This is a genomic window from Pseudomonas sp. NBRC 111143, assembly GCF_001320965.1.
Taxonomy (GTDB): Bacteria; Pseudomonadota; Gammaproteobacteria; order Pseudomonadales; family Pseudomonadaceae; genus Aquipseudomonas; species Aquipseudomonas machongensis.
In genome coordinates, this window is sequence record NZ_BCBT01000034.1 from 14009 (window position 1) to 35504 (window position 21496).

16 protein-coding genes are annotated in these 21496 nt (G+C 53.4%); 4 read left to right on the top strand and 12 right to left on the bottom strand.

The genetic code is table 11. The annotated features are described in order from the left end of the window. Positions 1-38: 38 nt before the first annotated feature. From APH44_RS18220 to APH44_RS18275, 11 genes are all read right to left on the bottom strand, one after another. Complete coding sequence (locus APH44_RS18220) at positions 39-1160, bottom strand: DUF3150 domain-containing protein (RefSeq protein ID WP_054893903.1); 1122 nt, start codon at positions 1158-1160, stop codon at positions 39-41. Between the two features lie 115 nt (positions 1161-1275). Next, complete coding sequence (locus APH44_RS18225; protein ID WP_023383810.1) at positions 1276-2340, bottom strand: AAA family ATPase; 1065 nt, start codon at positions 2338-2340, stop codon at positions 1276-1278. Positions 2341-2465: 125 nt separating this feature from the next. Beyond that, positions 2466-4199, bottom strand: a complete 1734-nt coding sequence (locus APH44_RS18230; RefSeq protein WP_023383809.1) for a VWA domain-containing protein — start codon at positions 4197-4199, stop codon at positions 2466-2468. Between the two features lie 80 nt (positions 4200-4279). After that, complete coding sequence (locus tag APH44_RS18235) at positions 4280-4921, bottom strand: hypothetical protein (protein WP_023383808.1); 642 nt, start codon at positions 4919-4921, stop codon at positions 4280-4282. A 14-nt stretch (positions 4922-4935) separates the two neighbouring features. Further along, positions 4936-6729 carry a helicase-related protein gene (locus APH44_RS18240; RefSeq protein WP_224459422.1) on the bottom strand — a complete coding sequence of 598 codons (1794 nt, stop codon included), beginning with the start codon at positions 6727-6729 and terminating at the stop codon, positions 4936-4938. A gap of 279 nt (positions 6730-7008) precedes the next feature. Next, a complete protein-coding gene (locus APH44_RS18245) occupies positions 7009-7473 on the bottom strand; it encodes a membrane protein (RefSeq protein WP_041925804.1) in 465 nt (154 codons plus the stop codon). 306 nt (positions 7474-7779) lie between these two features. Next, on the bottom strand, positions 7780-9372 hold the full coding sequence (locus APH44_RS18250) for a conjugal transfer protein TraN (protein WP_217989949.1): 1593 nt from the start codon (positions 9370-9372) through the stop codon (positions 7780-7782). A 12-nt stretch (positions 9373-9384) separates the two neighbouring features. Beyond that, positions 9385-10545 (bottom strand): hypothetical protein, encoded by a 1161-nt coding sequence (locus APH44_RS18255; RefSeq protein ID WP_041925803.1) that lies wholly within the window; start codon positions 10543-10545, stop codon positions 9385-9387. After that, a complete protein-coding gene (locus tag APH44_RS18260) occupies positions 10542-10958 on the bottom strand; it encodes a hypothetical protein (RefSeq protein ID WP_023383803.1) in 417 nt (138 codons plus the stop codon). Before APH44_RS18260 ends, APH44_RS18255 begins: the two co-directional genes overlap by 4 nt. A 245-nt stretch (positions 10959-11203) precedes the next feature. Beyond that, positions 11204-12388 (bottom strand): hypothetical protein, encoded by a 1185-nt coding sequence (locus tag APH44_RS30110; RefSeq protein ID WP_175442732.1) that lies wholly within the window; start codon positions 12386-12388, stop codon positions 11204-11206. Between the two features lie 825 nt (positions 12389-13213). Beyond that, positions 13214-14176 (bottom strand): tetratricopeptide repeat protein, encoded by a 963-nt coding sequence (locus tag APH44_RS18275; RefSeq protein ID WP_023383801.1) that lies wholly within the window; start codon positions 14174-14176, stop codon positions 13214-13216. A gap of 48 nt (positions 14177-14224) precedes the next feature. On the opposite strand from APH44_RS18275, the gene APH44_RS18280 reads away from it, so the two are divergent. Genes APH44_RS18280 through APH44_RS18290 form a run of 4 tightly spaced genes read left to right on the top strand, consistent with a single transcriptional unit; the run spans position 14225 to position 17105 of the window. Beyond that, a complete protein-coding gene (locus APH44_RS18280) occupies positions 14225-14656 on the top strand; it encodes a lytic transglycosylase domain-containing protein (RefSeq protein ID WP_023383800.1) in 432 nt (143 codons plus the stop codon). Further along, complete coding sequence (locus APH44_RS29275) at positions 14657-14935, top strand: hypothetical protein (protein WP_023383799.1); 279 nt, start codon at positions 14657-14659, stop codon at positions 14933-14935. Between the two features lie 9 nt (positions 14936-14944). Beyond that, positions 14945-16579: a GspE/PulE family protein gene (locus APH44_RS18285; protein WP_023383798.1), complete on the top strand. Its 1635-nt coding sequence runs from the start codon at positions 14945-14947 to the stop codon at positions 16577-16579. After that, positions 16485-17105 (top strand): thiol:disulfide interchange protein DsbA/DsbL, encoded by a 621-nt coding sequence (locus tag APH44_RS18290; protein ID WP_224459421.1) that lies wholly within the window; start codon positions 16485-16487, stop codon positions 17103-17105. Before APH44_RS18285 ends, APH44_RS18290 begins: the two co-directional genes overlap by 95 nt. Positions 17106-17297: 192 nt before the next feature. Here APH44_RS18290 and APH44_RS18295 read toward each other — a convergent pair whose 3' ends face one another. Next, complete coding sequence (locus APH44_RS18295; RefSeq protein ID WP_023383796.1) at positions 17298-21494, bottom strand: conjugal transfer protein TraG N-terminal domain-containing protein; 4197 nt, start codon at positions 21492-21494, stop codon at positions 17298-17300. Between the last annotated feature and the right edge of the window lie 2 nt (positions 21495-21496).

Below are 21496 nucleotides of genomic sequence, written 5' to 3' on the forward strand. Positions count from 1 at the left end.
TAAAGAAACCCCGGTCATTGACCGGGGTTTTTTTTGGGTTAGAAGATGAACGGAGCCGATGGTGGCTGCGAGGTGGTGTCCGATGGCACAACCTTTTCAGGCTCTACCAGGGTTTTTTCAGGTTCAGCCGCAAAGAAGAGGTTCTCCTCTGTCTTGCGACCAGTTGGAAGTGGCGGAATCACAGAGACCTCAGGAACGATGGTAACTTCATTTTGTTCTGCTTGAGGATGAATAGTTGCAGATGCTGAGCTACTGAAGAAGACGTTATCGTCAGCAACAGCCGGCGCTGAATCAGAAGCCGATACATTCAAAGGATCAAACTCGGTGGCATGTTCTCCAAGGATTTTTTCAGGATCCATGCAGAAGGACAACAAGCCAGATACTTGGATGTAAGCAACCCCTTCAATGCTCGGTCCGCTCGGAACAGCAGCCAACACCGATGCACACATTTTCTCCAAGTTAGAGAATTTGCTTGAAAGAACGCTCATAGCTTCAGCTTTGTCCTGAACCCGACGGATCAAACCCAGGATTCTCGACGTCGTTTTGCCGTTGCCCTTGCGAGTCCAGGAGCGATTTACATCTACCGCGATCTCCAAAGCGGCCTGGCCGACTAAGCCTTTAACTTCCGTTTGAAGTGCATCTTCTTCGCCAAAGTAGCTGGTGTTGCTGATACGAATCGCCGAAGTGTCAAAGGTCAACAGTCTTTCGAGCACTTGTGCCTGTGGAGCATGCTGGCGGATCAAATCTGCACGGGATTTACCACCTGGTGTTGTAACCGCGTTTGCAGGAGAGCTAGCCCACTTCTCCACCAGGTCCGGTAAAGTGTTTAGGAAGGAAGCCTTTTCAACCAGATATTTTCCTTTGATCGCATGCAGCACTTTTGCAAGCTCGTCTGCGTGTTGGGTGGGTACAAAGTATCCGCGGATACGATTGTTTACCTTTCGAGAAACCCCTACTTTAAGGATTTCTCGCTTGGCTTCCGATCGGTATTTGTTAACCCAAGCGAATGCGCCCGACGGCAGCATGCGCCCGACCTCGCGGATGAAGTCATCCCCATCTACAGTTTTCTCACCGGTGCTTCCACCAATGATGACGTCAAAAAGCACTACATCCTGAAGGATGCTGATGCCCAATTCATCGGTTTGCTTGGTAGTGCTCATGGTGGTTCTCCTGAAATTGAAAGAGCGGGTCCCTTGCGAAAGACCCAGTGACAGGAGATGCCTCACAGGCACCCATAAACGAAAAAACCCCGGCGAGCCGGGGTATGGTGAAGCGTTAGACTTTTCCGACGATCGTCGACCAGGTGCTCAGGATCGCAGCAGCCTCATCGTGCGGTGCGAAGTCCAGAACTGTCACTTGCAGAGCAAGCTTCTGGCTTTCTTCAGTCGTTTTGCCCATCTGCATGAGGAGCTTGTAGTTCATCGCCCAGTTCAGCACATTACGGGTTGTAATGGTGAAGTTGAAGGCCATCCCCCCTGCCCCAGCATCCTCGTTGAGAGCGATGAAGTTCGCCCGAACTTTGGCTGCCAGGGTTGCCATGGATTTTGCAACCAGTGGATCAGTATTCGTCTGGTCTACAATGAGGTTGGCTTCACGACCCTCCTCCATGTAGGTGCAGAACATCGAATTGAAGCGGTCCATCGTCGCGATGTTCATTTTCTTGGTACCCCTGTAGCCAGTAGCGCTACCGCCTTTGCCGCCAGCAGACCCTTGGCCGTTTGTGTTGCCAGTAGCAGCGATCAAGCATCCAGGAGCAATCGGGATCACTTCGTTGGTCTGATCAAGAAAGATCGGCTTGCCATCCAGAATACCGTTGAGACCCATCTGGATCTGTGGTGGTAACTGATCGAACTCATCCAAGAGCAGGATGGAGTTGGGGGTTTTAGCCCATTGGCACACCTTCCCATAGATCCACTTCATGCCTTCGGGGCCGCACAATTTCCAACTGCCGAAGAGGTCAGAAAGAGTGGTTTCCTCGGAACATTGAACGGTGAAAACCGACCTGCCCGTACGGGACGCAAAGGCCTCGACTAACGTGGTTTTGCCGGCGCCGGTTGGCCCGTAGATGTAGGTCGCTTTCTTGATGGATGCCTTGAAAAAGTCCTGTGGAAGTCCTGCTGAAGCTGCCCAAAGGATCAGGCGCGTAAGCAATTCATCGTCGAAGCTGTAAGGTACGATTTTTGGTGTGAAGCGTGTTTCAGCAAAGATCTTGGTCTGCATTCCATTGAAAAATGGTGCTGTTGTACCGAAAACCTCTGGTGCTAAACGGACTTCAATTGGATTGAGGGTGTCGATTCCAGCGTCGAGTTGCGGGTCGTTGATGTGTTGGAAAGCAGTCATGGTCAAATCCCCAGTAGGCAATGGATGGCCTCTTGCGAAGGCCTGGTACAAGGGGATGCCTAACACGCGAGTAGAAACATAAAAAACCGGACTCCAAGGAGTCCGGCTGGTCTTTCGTTTTGGCTCTATACGATACCCTGCTTCAACGCTGCAAAAACGGCTGTCGCGAGGTCTTTGTCGGATTGTGCCACTCCACAGGCCAAACCCAGGTCAGCGTAGCGTTTATGGTACCCATCACCGATCAGGACGAAGCGTACTTCGATGCCCATCAGCATTGCTTCATCAACGGCTGAACGCAGCACATCGCTATTCCCAGGATCCCCGTCAGTAACCACAATCAGAATTCTGCGGGCCTCCGGTCGATCGATGAGTTTCTTGAGCGCCCAGACCACAGCAAGGTGAGTTTTCGTACCATTTTTGGGCTCAGGGCTGTACCGTTGCAATGTACCGGCCCAGCTCTCTTCAAACCCATGCCATTCACGAACTACTGTGTTGTAGGTAGCAATTCCAAATGGAATGGCCGAGTTATTCAAAACTTCACCTACTGCCACCGAAACCCGGTTGCAAGCTTCCTGTGCTGAGATCCGATCGTCACTCTCATCCTTCTTTGGAATTGGTCCAAATTTATTGTCCATGGAAGAGCTTTCGTCACCCAAAAGGTAGAAACAGGTGTCAATCTCCTCCGCTTGCTTTCTTCTGGTGCAGATTAGGTCGTCTCCCACTGCGTATCGCCAAAGTTTTCGAGTGTTGAGCCTTCCTTCACTTGCAGCCCATACTTCATTTTGGGTGATTGTTTCTATGAGTTCCTCGAAAGTCGCTGAGAGTATTGCAGCTGTCTTCTGAGCGCCAGCCCGAAGAAGGCTACGATTTTCAAATGAGCCACCAGACTTTGAAAGACTCAATTCCTTCATCTCGTTTGAGGCGTCTGGCTGATAGCCTCCCAACCGATTCTGACTCACGCCAGGCAGGCTGGAACAGATGACATCTTCTAACCCTTTTGCATAGCTTCCACAATCAATCTGGCTCGCGTTCAGCACTTGGTTTATGGCGTCGGAGATGTTACCGGGAGTACTGGGTTGGCCATTACTACCTGGTTGCCCCGGAGAACCAGGTTCACCTTGCGGGTTGTGGCTACCAGATCCTTGTTGCGGGGGGCTCTTCTGTTGGTCCTTAGTCAGTTGGAGTAGATCCACAATCTCATTCGCTGCAAGGTTCGCACCCTGAGTGTCTGATGCATTGCAGCCCTTTACAGCAATCGCCTTCACTTGCTCAACCAAAGGTGCACCGAACGTTGCAATAGCCAGTGCGCGATACGCGATAGCGAAGTCCTTCAGACAGGTTTGTTCAAGGAGCTCACTACGAAGCTCAGTGACCAACCAGGCAACGAGAATTGACTGAGGTGTTTCTTGGCCAGCGACTGGACCGTGAAAAACTCCTCTTTTCACCAGGATCTTTAAGGTGTTGTGAATATTCGCGTTGGCACCACGAAAGCGGGGCTTTGCCAATAGCTCGCCGCGGGGATCCTCTAGAACGTTCAGCAGTGTTCCGGAGATATCTGGCTTCATCAAAACAGAAAAGTCCGTGTGCAGGCCGTGGCAGAGAATTTCATGGTCGAGTAGACCTTGGATCAATTCGAGATCTTCATCAGTACCCATGGCAGCGGTCAGAGGCAAGGTCAGAAGTAACCCACCAGCAACCTTTTGATCCGGGCCAATCGAAGCAGTTTTAATGTTGGCCCAGATGACACGCACCCGTCGCCCCAGCTTGTTCGCTTCCGCGATCAGCAGATGGGTATAGAGGTAAATGTGACGCATCGAGACTTTGGACGTTGCAGGAAGCTGCGCTTGAGCGAGACCCATGGATATCCCCTTCTATTGAGTGACGGCATCGGCGATGCCTTTGCCTTACGAAGGGGAATGCTTGACACGTGATTAGAAAATCAATCGTCACCCTGTGGCAGTTCGATACCATGCTTTTGCAATTGCTCACGAAGAGCGCACTGCAGGTCCTTCATGAGAGCTTTGCCATCGAGGGCTGGGGCTGCAGGCTCAACTGGCGCCGGCGTCTGTGATTGGTGGACCAAGGTGGGTGGTAGGGGCCGGCCGTTGGCTTTGTACCGGGCAATGTAGTCCTCAACAATGTCACGTAGGAGTGCCGACGATGTAAGGCCTGGGTGGGATGACTGCGACATCTCAGCTACGATCGCTTGAAAATCTTCTTCAGTTGTACGGCTTACGCGGGTCGACAATGGCTGATCAGCGCTCTCCCGGCTTGCGAAGTTGATTTTCTCAGCCTGGCCCAGGTAGGGCTCCAGGATCGGGGCCATCAGGTCTCGTACTACCTCGTCATCCACATACTGGTAGCACTGGATTTTAACGGTGCGGCTTAAGAAGCCCACCAGGATGGGAGAGCTCTCGACCGCTTCAAGCAGGCGCAGCTCCGCAACCGCATCATTAGCGTACTTCAAAACGGTTGGCATACTGATGACATACATGCGGCCGACGTCGCGGGCTATGTCCCCGGAGAGTAGTCGCTGGTAAATCGCTACCTTGACAGCGAGCGGTGTTGATTTCGCGGCCAATTTGTCCCCCTGTCCTATTCCTGAGCCGGTATGAGGCCCGCTTTGACTGCGCCAGCCATGATTTCACCATGACTTAGCCGTAAACCGAAGAACAACGGTCGATTGGCACCAGATTGCTTTTCACCCTCTAGGCTCAGATCACCATAGCCGCGACTCTCCGCATCTTTCTCGGCGAGCACGAACCCATCATTGCAGGCTGTCAAAAGTCGCAAGCGCGATGACGCTGACTGTTTGATGGGGCTCGGCAGATACATGATGAAAAACCCACGCCCCCCCTTACGAGCTACCCGACCACGGAGCTGGTGCAACTGAGCCACACCAAAGTGCTCGGGGCTCACTGCAACTAGCAAAGTCAGACCGGGGAAGGTAACGCCTACCTCGATCACAGTGGAGGCGACCAAAAGTTTCAGTTGCCCGGCCTTCATCTTGTTTATGACGTCAGTCTTTTCGTCATCCGTCATTCCCCCATGGACCCGGCCTACGTCGTCTCCCAAGCTCCTCCTGAATCGCTCGTAGGCGGCTTCCACGGCATTGCGAGTTTCAGCCTCACCATTGACGACGGGATAGACGAACGCTGCTTGTCCGCCCTGCTTGATGATCTGCATAACGAGATCATGCAACTTCTGCCTAGCGTTGTGCGTGATGATCCTTGTTACGATCTCCCGCGGTACCGGCGTGGTCCTCAGAATTGAGATTGGCAGGCCTCCGAGCTTGACCAGTGCAACCGTTCTGGGAATCGCGGTTGCCGTTGATTCAAGGAAGTTGGTATGGGGCGCGATGAGCTTCTGCCGTTGCGCCACAGAGAATCGTTGCTGCTCGTCAGCGATGACCAGGTCGAAGACTATCCCCGCTTTTTTGGCGGCAGAAAGCACAGCAGTGGTGCCGACAACGATTCCCGCAGACAGGTCAATATTGGTCTTGCCCACCGGACCGACAACAGTGACAACGGGGATTTCGTAGAAGAGGCTGCTCAACTCGGCCGCCAGTTGCTGCGCCAAGATTTGCCCGGGCGCGATGATGGCAACCTTTGCCCCCGCGAGGTAGCTTGCCGCAGCTGGAACCATGAACGTGAATGACTTGCCCGTACTGACATCACCCGACAGGACACGCTGCATCGGATAGGGCGACCTGAGGTCTGACACGATCTCGTCGATGGCTTGAAGCTGGTCGGCAGACGGCGAGAAAGGAGCACGCCTGATTAAATCAGCAACCTGGACTCGGTCGATTCGGAGGAGGGCTCCTTTCACTGCTGGTCGGTTGCGATGAGCCTCAACGCGATTAACAAGCGCCTGTATGCATACGGCCTTGGCAATCCTCACCGCCTCGTCTCCCTCACGCACTGACAAAGGCGTGTGCAGGTTACGCAGCAAGTCAGCAGGGTCGACAAGGCCTGTCAGCTTCCGGAAGTCATCTTCGTGCATCAGGGCCTGTTCTAGGAGCAGGCAGGCTGCCTCGTTGATGTGTGCCATCGCTGCGGTGATGGCCTCACCAAGAACTTCAGCACTCACCTGATTCTGCTTTCCCTGATAGACGGGCATCACCCGTCCAATCATCGCAGGGGGTATGACCATTGGGTTGGACATGGAGGGACGGCCCTCATAGGTGACCACCTCGCCGTAGGTGTGCACCGTCGCGCCAAAGTCGTACGCCATCCAGGGTTCGATCGAAGGCTTACCAATCAAGCTGATGTGCAGACGCTGACCTCGCCCGTCGACCACTTTGACGAATCCGCGGAACGCCCCTTTGGCCTCTTGCAAGGGCGCACCGGTGCGATCGTAGATCGATCGCTCGATTAGGGTGAGCGCCATGTACGAGGCTTCGCCAGTGTCAGGCAAGGGAAGCACCACAATGGGGTCGTGAAAATCCCTGTATTCCTTCGGTACCGTCAGAAGGCACTCGGGCAGCGATGTGAACCCCAGGCGTGTGAGGCGGCCTATGTCATGCATAATCTGATTTCGCGGTTGATGATCGAATATGAATAGTCACGCGTAACTATAACTCAAGAGAATCAAATAGCACTCGCTTGGTTCCGGTGCCGGCACAAAAAAGCCCTAGACGAATGATGTCGTCTAGGGCTGGGTGGAACATTAGTGGCTGACCCGAGAGTCGCCGGTTTGGCCTGTGATCAAGCGAACCGAATCACCAGGGGCGAAGGTTTCAGCTGGATCTTTTGCCTGGGTGACCGCCTGCAAGCTACCGTCACTGGTCATTTTAACGGTGATCTCGACCCCATCAGCATCGTGGGCTTTTTTGTCGACCGCAGCACCAATGGCGGCGCCAACTGCACCTGCGACGACCATCACGGCCAGTTGTCCCAGACCACCACCGCCATTGCTGCCGGCGATAGCGCCCAAGGCACCACCAGCCATGCCGCCGATTGGCGAGGGCTTCCCATTGATTTTGACATCACGAACAGAGTCGACGACACCGAGTTCAACCTTCATCTTCTGCATGGCAGTTGCTTGGGAGTAATCCCGGTTCGTCATGTTCGAGGCGCAACCAGACATTGCAGCAGTAGTGACGATCAGCAGAGATGCGATAATTTTATTCATAATTTTTATCCTTAAGTCAGTTGTTCGCTTTAATAGTGCGAATTAGAAAGAGCACAGGACGGCGACGGCCGAGACGGTGTGATCCAATCCTGAATGGGTCTTGGGTTAGCTTTACACTCACGGGATGTGCCACACGGGTTTGTAAACGGCGGCGAAAAAAACTGATTGGCAGTTATAGGTCCGTGTAAATCATCTCTTAAGCCCCATTCTCTTTTCCTTCACAAGGCCGTGTATTAATCGGTTGCCCGGACACACCCAGCCAAAAAAAAGCCCCGCTAATTTGCGGGGCTCTAGAGGGTTTCCGTTTTAGTTGTATGTGTTGTCGCTGGCTTTTTGTGAGATGTCATCCTGAATGTTTTTGACCTCAGGAAGAACGGTTGCATTCATGACATCATCTACGAACTCGGAGAGGTCGAGTGCTGAGAAGTCAATTTGCTGGAACTCCTCCACTGTAAATCCGCCACAACTAGGGCTTTCGGGTGTTCCCCAGCCCTTCCCTATCTGTGGCTTGCCCTGTTCGTTGATGATTTTTGCAAGCACAGAGTTGTAGCAGCAGTACGCCTCAGTGGTTTCGAGGCATGCACCAAAGACTTTTTTAGAGCAGTAGCTACCGACCAGGTGACACAGGTTTGCGCCACGATGCATCCCAAGTTGCTGCTCCTCTGGCTCGCAGGACTTGAGCTCCATTACTACTTGAATTGCGACAGCAATCGCAAAGCTGTACGGGTCGAAGTAAAAGCCGCCGCCAAGGCCATAAACAGGGCCACCAAGCATACCTGTGGCAGGGATGGTTCCACCGACGGCATAGCTCAAGCCGTAGACACTGAAGCTAAGTGTTGGCGCAGATGGCGCCGCCGCCCCCAAAGCAGAAGCACCTTGTTTTACCCACTCGACGTTGTTGTACGCAAAGTCATACATGTATTTCGAGCCATAGCTAGCTAGGCCTCCTCCGACAGTAGAGACTGCCTGGCCCATAATGGAGAAGTTGGTTTCAGCTCCGCTACTTTTACCGCAGCAGTTTTTAATACCACCGTACCCTTTTCGGCAGGATTCATCTTCACCGCCAAACAGTTCGCCGTCCGAACCATACACACCGGCTTCACGAGCTGCCTCTTTAGCTGCAACAGCTTTGGCGAAATCGCTATCAGATGGATAGCTGGTGTCCCAGCAGACACCCTCGTAGCAGGAGACTTTCGTGCTGCAATCCTCGGTGGTGGTCGTCTCACCCTTTTTGGTAATACAACTATAGGTGATCTGGGACATAACGCAGCCGATCGGATCGGTACTCTCGATGCACGTCTGGACGATTTTCTTACAGCCCTTGTCCTCGTATTGCTGGCAGTCGTTCTTTTTGTCAGGGTTGATGCAGGAATAGTCGTCCTTGTATTTCCAGCATGCCTTATAGACCGGCAACCCGTTGATGACCCGGGTTTCCGGTCCCTCAACGCACGTGTGCGACGCGATATAGCACAGCGGGTTTGTAGCGAGTGGGTCGCACTGGCTGGTGTCGAGCTCGTCGCGGATAATCGTATGGGTGTCGTCCAACTGTATGGTGTCGGACGGCTTTGGTGTGGCCGGATTGTCGCAACGATAAGTTCGCTGCTCGACCAGGCACGTGCCGTTCCAAGCGGTGGAAATGCAGGATGTTGAGGTTTGATAACAGCCAGCGACCTTCGAAATGGCGGCACAATAATCAACAGAGTCAGGCTTCACGCATTCGTATGTAGATCTATATCGCCAACAAGCCTTGTAGATTAAGTTGCCCGCAATATTTCGGGTTTCGGCGCCCTCTACGCATGTTTCCCCTGTTTTACGGCAGTCAGCCGCATGGGAGAAGGTTGCAAAAAAAACTAACACCATTAGCGGAATCAGTTTCTTCCAAACGTTTCTAATACTCATCCGTTATAACCCCTACTGAGCGCGAGCATTCAGCGCGCTACATTGATCAGTCCATGTTTCGGTGCAGGGGCCGTTGCACAGCATCCGAGCGTACATTGTGATGTAAGTTTCGCCTCCGCCACCTACAGCTGTGATCGTTTCAAGCTTGTTGACACCAGCCACCAGGTAAGGAATCAGATTGATGTTTGGTTTCGCCCCCCAGCTTTTACCAAGCTCCCGGTTGCGCTGTACTCCATCACCGATGTTAACTTTGCCGTTGCTGAAAAGGGACAGCTCAGTACCGCCATAAGGACCACTGAACAAATAAGTACCGTTGATTTTGATCAGGATGTAGTCGTCGTAGTACACGGATGCGAGCGTAAACTCGGTGAGCATTGTCGGGTCTTTGACTTCGAACTCAAGCGAACGCGGATAAATACCATCGCGCCAGTAGTTGTCACCGATGGAGCCGAACTGAAGCGCATAGGTACCGTTAGAGTTGGCCAGCTTCCAGGAAGTGTACATGTCGGATTGTGTGGTTCCTGGCACAATACCTCCGTTGTCGCATCCTACAATAGGCGGCTCGCAGGCCATGGTGAGGTAACGGTCACACGTGACGTTCTCGATAGCGTTGTGTGTCACATTGCACTGAAAATTTGCCTTTGTGTCGACATCAACGACTTGACCCATTGAGCAATATTTTGCTTCGCTCAAGTTGTACTCGTTGCATACCTCCGTCGAGTAGATGTCCGGGGTGGTTGTGGTTTTGGTACCGCAGTTTTCAGTGATATCGCCTGGCTTGGCATTGTTGATGATTTCACCGATCCCGCTGATGATCGGGTCGTTCTCGTCGACATCAACTTTGACTCGTTCGTAGGGATTCTTTGCCAAGAAGTTGACAGCATCGCATTCTTGGTTCGCGATCTGGTCGGGGCCGTCTGGCTCTGTCTTGCACGTGTTTATCCGTGCGGTACCGACGTTGAATAGTGATGTGCTGCCGAACTGTGAAGACTGCGATGGCGTGTCTGTGTAGAAAGGCATCGCCTTCGCATTGGATGAGCTCACGTTGGAGGAAAGTTTACTGAGGTTTGCCTTGCCGAGCTCTGTCCCCTCAGAGTGTGGATCAGCCACAACTGTGGTTGACAGCACGAGAGCCGCGGCCAAGGTCAGCAGGCCATTGATTCTGGATTTCATTTGGACTGGACCTTGTTGACCTTGGTCGCCGATTGCGGTTCTTGAGTGAACAAACTCGGGTCTGCCGGTGGCGCTCCGTCCTCACAGACGTTCATCCCCCAGCCAACTTCAAGTGGTCCGGACCCCCCATTGACTTTCGGTACCATCTGCTGGGTGAACTGAATGGCTACGCGAGCACAGCCTGGCTGCTTCAACTGCTCTACGACTTTGGCTTCCACCATGATCGGTTCACGGGAATGGGTTTGAGCCATCCAGACGTCAGCCTGGTCACCGGTTAGCTCAGCGGATGCATGTCCGGATTTCACAGCTTCGATCAGAATTTCTTTTGAGGTGTCGGCGTGCGCTGCGAATGGGGCGGCGGCGAGGACGATGAAGGAGGTGCACAGGGACAACAGCTTGGCTCTGAAATGCATTTCGGCTTCCCGGATACTGACAGTATTTTACACGTAAATGTAAGGCACTTTGGTATCGAAATCAATCTGGCAGATTGGAGGCCGGCTGAACGCCACTAGCCATCGGGAACGTATCCGCAAGTGATCTGGCGCCGGTTACGCTCAAAGAAGCCCTCAGTTCAGATGATCTGCGGGCTTCTGATTCATAAGCATACGTTTGGTCGGGTTACATGCGCTGATACGCGGGGTAGTTCAGTGGTGAGGGTTTATAGCGAACGTTGTTCATACGATGAGCACTGATCAACCCAAGTTTCCTCGCATTCTGGAGGGCACTGTTGGTGCGCTGTGATATAAACCATCCCATAGCCTGGGCCTTTACCATTGAGAACTTTAATATTTATAACGTTCGAGCCTTCTCGCAAATATGGAATCAAGTCGATATGCTCGCTTGTTTTGAGATTATTGCCAGTCTCTGCTTTGTAGTGGTCGGCGGGATTGTCACTCCACCGAGCATGAGGAGGGCTGTAATTGGTGTCTTGAACCAGCTTAGTGGCATTCGCGTTCCAGCCTCCAAATGCACGGCCGTGTACACCAATAAAGATGCCATTGACTGCAATGCCTACATAGTTGTCGGAATGTATGGCGTTGATGAAGAACTCATCGACACGGTCAAGCCCTGCGATGGAAAAGTTAAAGTCTGCTTCTGTCACTTCATTGATGGCCGTGACGTTATTGACGATCGTCAGGGCAGAGCCGACCAGAGTAAACTGATAGGCGCCATTACTGATCGTTGCGGAGTTTACGGCGATGCCTGATCCTGTGCAGCCTGCGATTGGGGGTTGGCAGGACAGCACAAGGTACTTGTCGCACGATACCGTTTCTAGTGCGTTCTGGGTGACATTGCATTGGAAGTTGGCCTTTGTGTCAACGTCCACAACCTGGCCCATTGAACAGATTTTTTGATCGCTGAGGTTGTACTCGTTGCACACTTCTGTTGAGTAAATGTCTGGCGTAGTAGTCGTCTTCGTGCCGCAGCTCTCAGTGATCTCATCGGGTTTTGCATTATTGATGATTTCGCCAATGCCACTGATTATCGGATCATTTTCGTCGACATCAACTTTAACGCGTTCATATGGGTTCTTTGCTAGGAAGTTTACTGCATCACACTCTTGATTCGCGATCGCATCAGGGCCGTCAGCTTCAGTTTTACAACTATTGATGCGGCTTGTACCAACAGTGAAAAGTGAGCTGCTGCCAAATTGAGAGGATTGCGATGGTGTGTCAGTGTAAAAAGGCATCGATTTAGCGTTAGCTGAAGTCACATTAGAGGAGAGTTTACCTAAAGTTGATTTTCCAAGTTCGGTACCTTCCGAGTGCGGGTCGGCTAAAGCACCAACGGCTACGGCCAATAACCCCGCCAGAGTTAGCACCCGTTGTTTTCCTTTTTTCATCCCATTCACCTTGCTATCGGATGCTGGATGGTGAGGACTTCCTTTCCAGCATGACTGCGACAATGCGGACCCAACAGGCCATCTCGTACCAATTCGCTACCCCTGCCCACGGCCCGGTTGAGATTGCTTGGCCTCTTCATGTACCGCACTTGATTCAATGTCAGATCGGCCTGAGCATTGTCGAAATTTAGAAACGCCGATCGCATGACACATGGTTGCGTACATCGTCTGCGCATGACACATAAGCATAATACTGTCAGTATTGAAAGCGCTTTTCATGGGATTTCATTAGCGCGAGGGATGATGGATGGTTATGGAGCGATACAGTGCTCTGGAGAATTTTTTGCTGGCAAGCCCTGGGGGTTACCTGGTGCCAATGCTTGTGATGGCATTTGTCGTGCGAATGCTGCCACCTCGATCCCTTGCAGCGTCTCTGCTCAGGGCGGTTGGTGTTTTCAGCCATGAACTCTTCCATTTCGCGGTGGGCTACCTCACAAGGGCTAGGCCCATTGGAATGACCCTGATACCTCGGCGAGAAGGAAATCAAATTATCCTTGGGTCCGTGGAGTTCGAGCGCCTGACATGGGCGAATGCTTGGGCTACCGCTCTTGCACCCTTGTTAGCTCTGCCAGTCCTCTATGCGCTCGCCTCATGGCGCACCACGAATCAGGTAGGGGGACTGGCTTTTGAGGACCTGGCCTGGTGGATTCTCGCAGGTCCCATTGTCTTGCACTGCTGGCCATCGAGGGCAGACTGGCGGATAGCCCTCATCTCGTGGCCGATAGTGGGGCTAGGTCTGCTATCTACAGCTCTGTACGTATGGACTCACGACTTGTCGTTTCTGTTGGCCTGGAGCAGCGTGGCGTCGTAGTCAGGACGCTTCATGTGTTTGTGTGTCAATAGCCAGTTGGTTGCGAAGCTGGTTGCGTCATTCTGTTCTTTGGCGGTCAGTCCGAAGGACGACATTCCCGCTGAGTTCATGCCCGGTTTTCCCTTGTTCAGACCGACGTAGATCATCCACCAGGATGCGGCCATCTTCACGTTTTGATTCATCCCCTGGCCATTTTTGTACATCGCAGAGAGGATGGCGGGTGCATTCGGTTCGCTTGCTTGCGCTGCCTTCGTCAGCCAGTTGTATGCCTCTTGGTACCCCCCGCGTTCGTAGAGCATCCGCCCAAGTAGGTAGTAGGCTGTCACGTTGCCACGGTTGGCGCCCTCATTTGCCCATGTCCAGGCTTTGTCATGGTCGCCTTTGTTGAGGTAGTAGAGCGACAGGCGGACAGCTGCAAGATCGACAGACGCGTCCTTTACTGACGACTCAAACATCTCCATCGCCTTGGTCTCGTCCTTCGGTACACCGCGGCCAAGCAAAGTAAGTACTGCCAGGTTGTACCGAGCAAGGGGGTAGTCAGAGCTGGCGGCAGAGAAATATGCTGCAGCGGCGGCGCTGTCTTTTTTGACCCCTTCACCGTGATCCAGCAGATAGCCCACTACGTTCTGTGCTCGGCTATTCCCGCCTTGGGCGAGCTCGAAGAGCTTCGGCAGTGCAGCTTTGTCCCCAGCTTTGTAGGCTGCCCAAGTCCGAAGTACTTCGCCACCCTCCCGGGCGGTTGAAAGGAGGCCCTTCATAGCAGTGGAGATGTCTGGGAGGTCGGCGCCCCCTGCTGCTGCTTCGTTGCTGAAGTATGCAGCTGCTGACGTGTCTTGGGCGCTGCTTGCAGCACAGGTGAGGCTCACGAACGCTAGAGGGAGCGCCAACAGGATCGGCAGTCGATTCAGTGAATGCATTAGCGGATACACCTTGTTTATTGGTACGCGTAATGTATTCTCTAGCGCATGAAAAAACTATCCCTCCCTTTTCTCCTGATAGGTGCATTGGCCTGGCTTCCTACGACCTCCCACGCGGACTGCTTCGCCGAGGCGGCTGCGCGATATAGGGTCAGCGAGAAGCTACTCCGCGCCATTCAGGTCACCGAGAACCGACCGGGCAAAGCAGACGTAGTGAGCCAAAAAAATAGCGATGGGACCTGGGATATCGGATTGATGCAGATCAATTCCTCTTGGCTTCCAAAGCTATCGAAATACGGTATTGGTGAGAAGGAGCTGTTAGATCGCTGTGTTAGCGCGAATGTCGGCGCCTGGATCCTAGCAAGTAACATCGCTTCACACGGCCATGTTTGGAAAGCGGTTGGCGCATACAACAGCCCTAATGAGAAAAGTCAGCGGATTTACATTCAGAAAGTCATGAATAACTACGGTGGTTTGTAAATGAAACAGCTATTCAGCAGTTTTTTTGCTGTTCTTCTATTTGGCTGGATTTTGTACACGGTATCCCCGGAGGAACCGTGTGAACGCGTCGAGCGTGGCGCTTTACCGGTCCGAGTTGTTTTTGATGCAGTTCGTTGGGCAGGTACGAACTACCTTAGTACAGATTCGCGTATTGACTTGTTGATTTGGAGCATTGCGGCTGATAAATCCGTGCAAAGTTTCATTTCGCGCTTGTTCTATGGCCCAGAACTCAACTGCACTACCGGCCAGGCTAAATAGGAGCTGACTGTGGCAAAGGAACCAGATCTTTTTATTTACAACTCCCCGGCAGATAAACCGGCGGCAACCTATTTGAACGACTTGTTCAGGATGGCCGCCGAGAATAAAGTCCCGGACATTCACTTCCAGTGGGTTCAAGGTCACGTGCATATTCAGCTACGGCAAGACGGTCAGCTGAGGCATTTTGAAACCGTAGAGCCTGCTATGGGAAAAATGATCGATACGAAAATTCGATCGCGGGCCACCATGGACCTCTCGCAGCATCAAATCCCCCTCGATGGTCGTATCGGATTGCGATACCCGGGACTGGAGTTGGAGGTCCGTGTGAGCTTGGTTCCAAGTCACAATGGGCAAAAAATCGTATGCCGGTTGCTCGACCAAGAAAACGCGTCGATGAGCCTTGACCGAATTCGAATGCCGCCTCTGGTCGAGCACGCATTCCGCGAGATGATCAACGAACCTCAAGGGCTGATCCTTGTCACCGGCCCAACCGGCTCAGGTAAAACCACGACACTGTACGCAGCACTCAATGCCATCAACGACGGTACGCTCAACATCTGTACTATCGAGCATCCGGTTGAGTATGTAGTTAAGGGCTTTGTCCAAATCAACGTAACGCCCCAGCTCAGTTTCGCATTGGGTCTACGGGCCCTGTTGCGTCAGGATCCGGACGTTATTCTGATTGGTGAGATTCGTGACCAGGAAACCGCACAGATTGCCATTCAGGCTGCAAACACCGGCCACTTGGTCTTTGCCACATTGCACTCCAATAGTGCAGCACAAGCTGTACCTCGCATCGTTGATCTTGGGGTCGATGCCCAAACACTTGCGTCTGTACTCATTGGTGTGATTGCTCAGCGACTTGTGCAGACTCTTCGGACTGATATAGAACACGAATGGCTACCTATTAATGACGTAGAGCGCATGTGGTTGAAAAAGAATGGGCTGCCGCCTGTCACAGGCAATATTCCATTTGCGCCTTCGAAAGATTCGTTTTCAGGTAAATGCCCCATCATTGAGCTTATTAGATCAGACAGATCAGTGCGTGCAGCCATTATCGGTGGCGGTGGAGAGATGGCTGTGTTGAACGCTGCTGCACGGCAGAGCCAATTCGACACATTAGGCCAATCCGCTGTGCGGATGGTAACTGATGGCTTGACAACCTTGGGACGGGTACGGACCTTAATTAAAGATGATTCTGTGAAGCCAGCGGTTAGGCGCATCGGTGATGTTCTAATCGCTCAGGGCCTCATTACCTTTACGCAGGCAAATCAGGCAGCTGAACTTCAGCTGCGGTGTACGATTGAAGGCAAGGTCAAAAAGTTCGGGCAAGCCCTCATTGATCTGGCGCTTGTGTCACAAGATGACGTGGTGAACGCTCTTGGTTACACCGAGGGGGCGGTGGAATTTTTGAATGAGTTGGCCGCGACCCGGAAAATCAACTTCAGGGCACTGAAGGATACTGTCGAGCTGTGGCGCACTGAGCGAAATCAAGAGTCAATCTTCGACATGCTCATCGAGCAGAACCTCATCAGCAAGGAAAGTTTATATGAAGAAGTTTATTGCGCGGATGGCTATGGCAGCCCTGCTGGCAACTCCAGTCCTCTCCTTAGCACAGGAGTCGCTGCCGTCGCTGCCGTATAGAGAGGTTGCGGCCCAGGCTGAAGACAGTCACAAGGTCATCGTGTTCTTTTCCTTTGCGTGTCCAGTCTGTGCTTCATACGATCAGACCTTGGCTCGGTGGGCCAAAACGATGCCGCCTGGCTGGTCCGCTGAGTTCCTTCCCGTAGCGGTCCCCGACAAAGCCAATTACATTGCTGCTCGTGCATTTTTTGCTGTCCAGGATGCAGATCCAGCCCGACTCGACGCATTCATGTCGGCGGCCTATACGTTGATCCAGCAGAATGGCATGCCGATGGAGAGCCCTGATACATGGACGAAAGCTGTAGCGATCTCGAACGTTCAGGGGTTCAACGAAGCCTGGCACAACGTCACTCAGCAGCGGCTGGAGAAGGCTTTTGCCAAGCTCCTCACATATGGAGTTGATGCCACACCTTCCATGGTCATCAATGGGAAGTACGTGATCACACCTGACGATGTTTCCGGCGATAGTGCGCTCTACATGAACCTGGCCAACGGCATGATTTCCAAGGTGATGCTGGAGCAATAACCCAGCCCACGGTTGGTTCTGCCAGGAAAGATTGTCAAAACAGGAAACCCCCGTACCCACGGGGGTTTTGCATTTTGGCGGCCAGCCCGGTGCCAGGGATCCTATCTACAAAGAAGAGCTGTACAGTCCGAAGGCGGGCAGCGTTACAAAAAAGAAAGCCCGGCATAGTCGGGCTTTCTTTTTCAGCTGTAGTTAGCTTTTGCCCCCTCTCGTCGTCGGCGGCTTGGCGTCGTCATCACCCTTGTCTTCCGGGGTAACAACGGTGTTTTCCAGGGTCATCACTCGCGTAACGGGTGCCGGCTTCCCTCCTCCACTGAACGGCGACTCGTAAGCATCCGCAGCTCCCATCATGCCTTCACCGTATGGGCTACCTGACCCATTATCTGAGCCGGACAGTTGTGGCTCACCTGCTGAGAGCCCAGCGCTAGCCTGCGATTGGGCACCAGCAGTCATCAAACCAGCACCCGATGCCGTCATCATTTCGCCCGCTTGTAGTTCAGTGTGGGACTCGGCCATGGCTGGTTGCGAACCCATATGGAGTTGACCGGTGTGAGCGGCGGTGGACGCGTGACCAATGGGCTCCATCAGGTTCTGACTAGTCCCCGCGGTCATGAGCCCCTCACCTGGGGCCGCTCTAAGCTCCCCTGCGTGACCTGTGATCGGTGCAGCCTCGACGCCGGTCAGCGCTGCGGCCGCGACGGGCTGGCTGGCTTGTACAGGTGCAGCGTCCTGACGGATTGGTGCCTGTGCCTCGGCGCTGGTCAGCGCTGCGGCCGCCACGGGCTGGCTGGCTTGAACAGGTGCAGCGTCTTGGCGGATCGGTGCGTTGCCCTCCCCCCCGGCGAGCGCTGCCGCTGCTACAGGCTGACTGCTCTGTGCATGGGGCGCCTCCTGTCGTATTGGAGCTGGTGCTGGGGCAGGCGCTTCAGCGTTTGCATTAATTGGTGTGACCAGTGGCTGGCCATGGGCTGCAGCTTGCGTATTTTCGCCCGGGGCAGCCATCAAGTTGCCTGCGTGTCCGCCCAGGGGAGCAAGAGCGTCGGCGCGCGCCGGCATTGGGGTCACAAGCGGCTGACCACTCTGTGCTTGAGGGCCAGGTGTGGCGCCATCACTCTGGAGCATTGAGCGCACACTTGAGCCGGGCTCAAAGCGCTCAGGCTTGCCGTTGGCGGCCACATCAGCATTGTAGTTGTCTGCCATGTGATCGGAAGCGATCATCATCCCTGGAACAACCGAAACGTTGCCAGCAAGCTTGGTGGCGGCTGCGGCCTCGCGGCCAGCAGTCTTCGCAGTAGCTGCAGCGGCTTTCGCAGTTTCAGCAGCTTCTGCCACATGTTCGGCGTTCACGACCCGCGAAGCCTGGCCTTGGCCACGAAGCAGCGCAGGTACCTCGTGCCCAGCTGCATTGACCACGCGTGCAGCCTGAGCAACTTCGGTACCGGCTTCAGCTGCTTTCAAGGCAGTTTCAGCGCTGCGTGCTGCCAGAACCGCTCTTGTCGCTTGAGTCCCTTTGATAGCTGCTCCACCCCATCCTGCGCCTGGCACAAACATAGTCGCTGCCGTAACGGCCATCGCAGTTTTAGGGTTTTCTTGCTCCCATTGCTGCTCGGCCTGGCCTACGCCGACCATGGTGTTCGTGATTGGCTTGACCGACATTGTGTCGCGGATCTGCTCAGGGGAAAGGGTAGTGTCCGCATTTTCGAGTGCTGTTTTACCCGCCCGCATCTGCTCTTGAGCTTTGGCATGGCTGCTTGGCATTTGCGACGATACATAGGTCTCGCGGTCCTCGTAGGAACGGTATGGATCCATTCCAGATGCGACTTCCCTGAGCTCTTGTGGTTGTGGAGCACCAGTAGGGCCGACCTGATTCGGATTGACCCCGGGAACATTGGTCGACGGGTTGCCGATGTTAGCGCGAGAAACCTGACCGGCTGGGTTGTCACTGACCTGGGCTGCTCGCCCACCTACGCCTTGGAATTTGGCCGCATCACCTTCGCTCGGCCCACCCACAACGTTTCCAGTCATAGCCGAAATGACATTCGCGAACTCTGTGTCCGCCCCAATGGACTTGAGGGCCCACAGCTGGGCTGACTCACGAGCGCCAACCATGCCAGTGGATTGCTGGGCATAGCGGGTTTCAAGCTCGGGGAATTTCTTGTTGAATTCACTGCGCTGCGAATCGCTGAGCCCGGCGATTGCCTGATTGAGCGCCTGCATCCCCTGCTGCGATCGGGTGAGATTCCCGCCGGTGGTCTCCTCACTGATCTTCGCGTTTGCGGAAACGCCGGCCTCCGCTGATGTAGCTTGCTGGAAGCGATTGAACGACGATTGGGTGTCGGCGGTGGTTGCACTCAGACGTCGACCCAAGGCGTTTTCAGTTGCGGCTTCTCTGCCAGTGCTATGAGAGAACGTATCAGCAACTGAGGCCTTCCACCCGGACATGTCACTTTCATTTTTGGAGATCTCTGAACCAAACTGGGATGCAATGGTTGAGGCCTGAGACTTGGTCATATCTTTCCCAGTGGCGTTCTGAATGCCAGCAGAAACACCGCCGAAGATACCGCTGAAACCCACCTTCGCGTCGAACGCCTCTTTGAAGGAATTCATCTCCTTCCCAGTGAACCCCAAGGCCTGACCAATGCTATCCCCCAGCTTCATCGCCTGCTGGGAAATATTGCTGTGCTGGCGATCGAGCGATTGCATGCGCTGATCTGTCCAGCTGTCACCGGATTTGTAGGAGGACATTTGGCGCAGTGAGGCCTCGACAGCTGAGGAGCTCTCGCTGCGCTTAGAATGGTCGGAACCGAAGGCACTCTGGGTGGAAGTGCTTAGCGTGTTTTTTAGATCCGCCGTGTTCCAGTTGGCGCCATTGAGTGACAGACCGTTATTTACACTGCCGGAATGTTCTGACTGGTACTGGTTACGGCTTGCCACATCGACATGTGCCCCATTTTTTACAAGATCAGGAGACTGAAGTTTCTCGTCATTGTGGTCGCGCCCCGACCAGCGGCTGGCAAGGCTTACCATGCCGTAAGCAGTCAAGCCAAGCATTGCTGCAGAAATGAGTGGTGTGGCGGCCAGCATATCCGATGCGATACCCAGCCTAGTTGCAAGAACATCGTAATAGACCGCCTTCATGTTGCTCGGTACTAGGCCAGCTTCTGTGAACTCAGTCAGTTTCTCTGCGACATCGTTTTGGATGTACATCTGAATCACAGCGGAAAATGGCAGCCAGGAAGTAGTCCATATCCCGAACCCCAGAAACTTTACATACATCATCAGCGATCCAGCCCCTTTAAACAGGCTGTAAATGATGACGATGGGCGCGAAGCCGAAGAAGAGAATCTGAAGGAAGACCATTGTCGGTGTCATGATCTTTGCAAAGAAACTGCCAGACGCCGCAGCATCGGAGCGGAACTGCTCGTCTTGCTGAGTCAACGATGTCATACAAAGATTGAAGCTGTTTTGATCGGAAACGCTATCTAGACAGTTGTATGTCCCTACTACAGAGTTGTAGAACAGCGCGTTCACCATGAAATCATCAGCGCTTTGAGCGGCAGACCACAGCGAAGGCACCAGGTTGGTAATTGCAGCACTAACATCGTCAGGCGTGTAAGCACTGCCCGAAGGGCTCTTAACCTTCATGCCGGCATTGATCATTTGTTTCGCGGCTGCGGAGGATGGGAACGCATCAACCTTGAGTGCTATCTTGGTCTGTGCTTCCTGGCAAGAAAGAGCGGAGCCTCCAATATTGACGTTATCCCAATAGGTGGTAAGGCCCGTGCCGCGGGAATGGCCTAATACATAAGAAACAATATTTGTGGATTTTTGGAAATCCGCAATGCTGAATGTCGTTGAGCCAGGAACACAGTCGATAATGTATTGTTTCAAGCTGGCCACAAGGTACGGGTCAACATTCTCCACACCCTTGCGCAGTGTAAGAAGCAGTTTCAACGGAGTGACAAAGCCATTCTGAGTGACGGCCATGTAACTCCCTGAGGTGCTTTGGTAGGCTGTGTTGATTTTTTCAAACAGTCCGTACATTGTCGTTGTGAACAAGCTGGCTGGTGCCGCGATTACAAGGGGGACGTTATCAACCTTGTTGACCGTCCCTGTGTAGATATCCTCGATCTTCACATCGGCCTTAATGGTGCAACACGCAACCATCATGGCGAAGCCAAACAGGCCACCCACAGGTCCGTTTGCAGGGATGAACTGTTCCGAAGCGCCTTTCTGAATTACAAACATAATTCCTGAGATCAGCGCAATGAACCCACCAACGAGGTACACGCCAGTCATGAAACCCTTGGCGTTGAATATCATCGCTACGCTGTTGAGCGTATTGTAAAAAGTCGAAACATCACCTAGTACAAATACAGTGAAGTCCATAA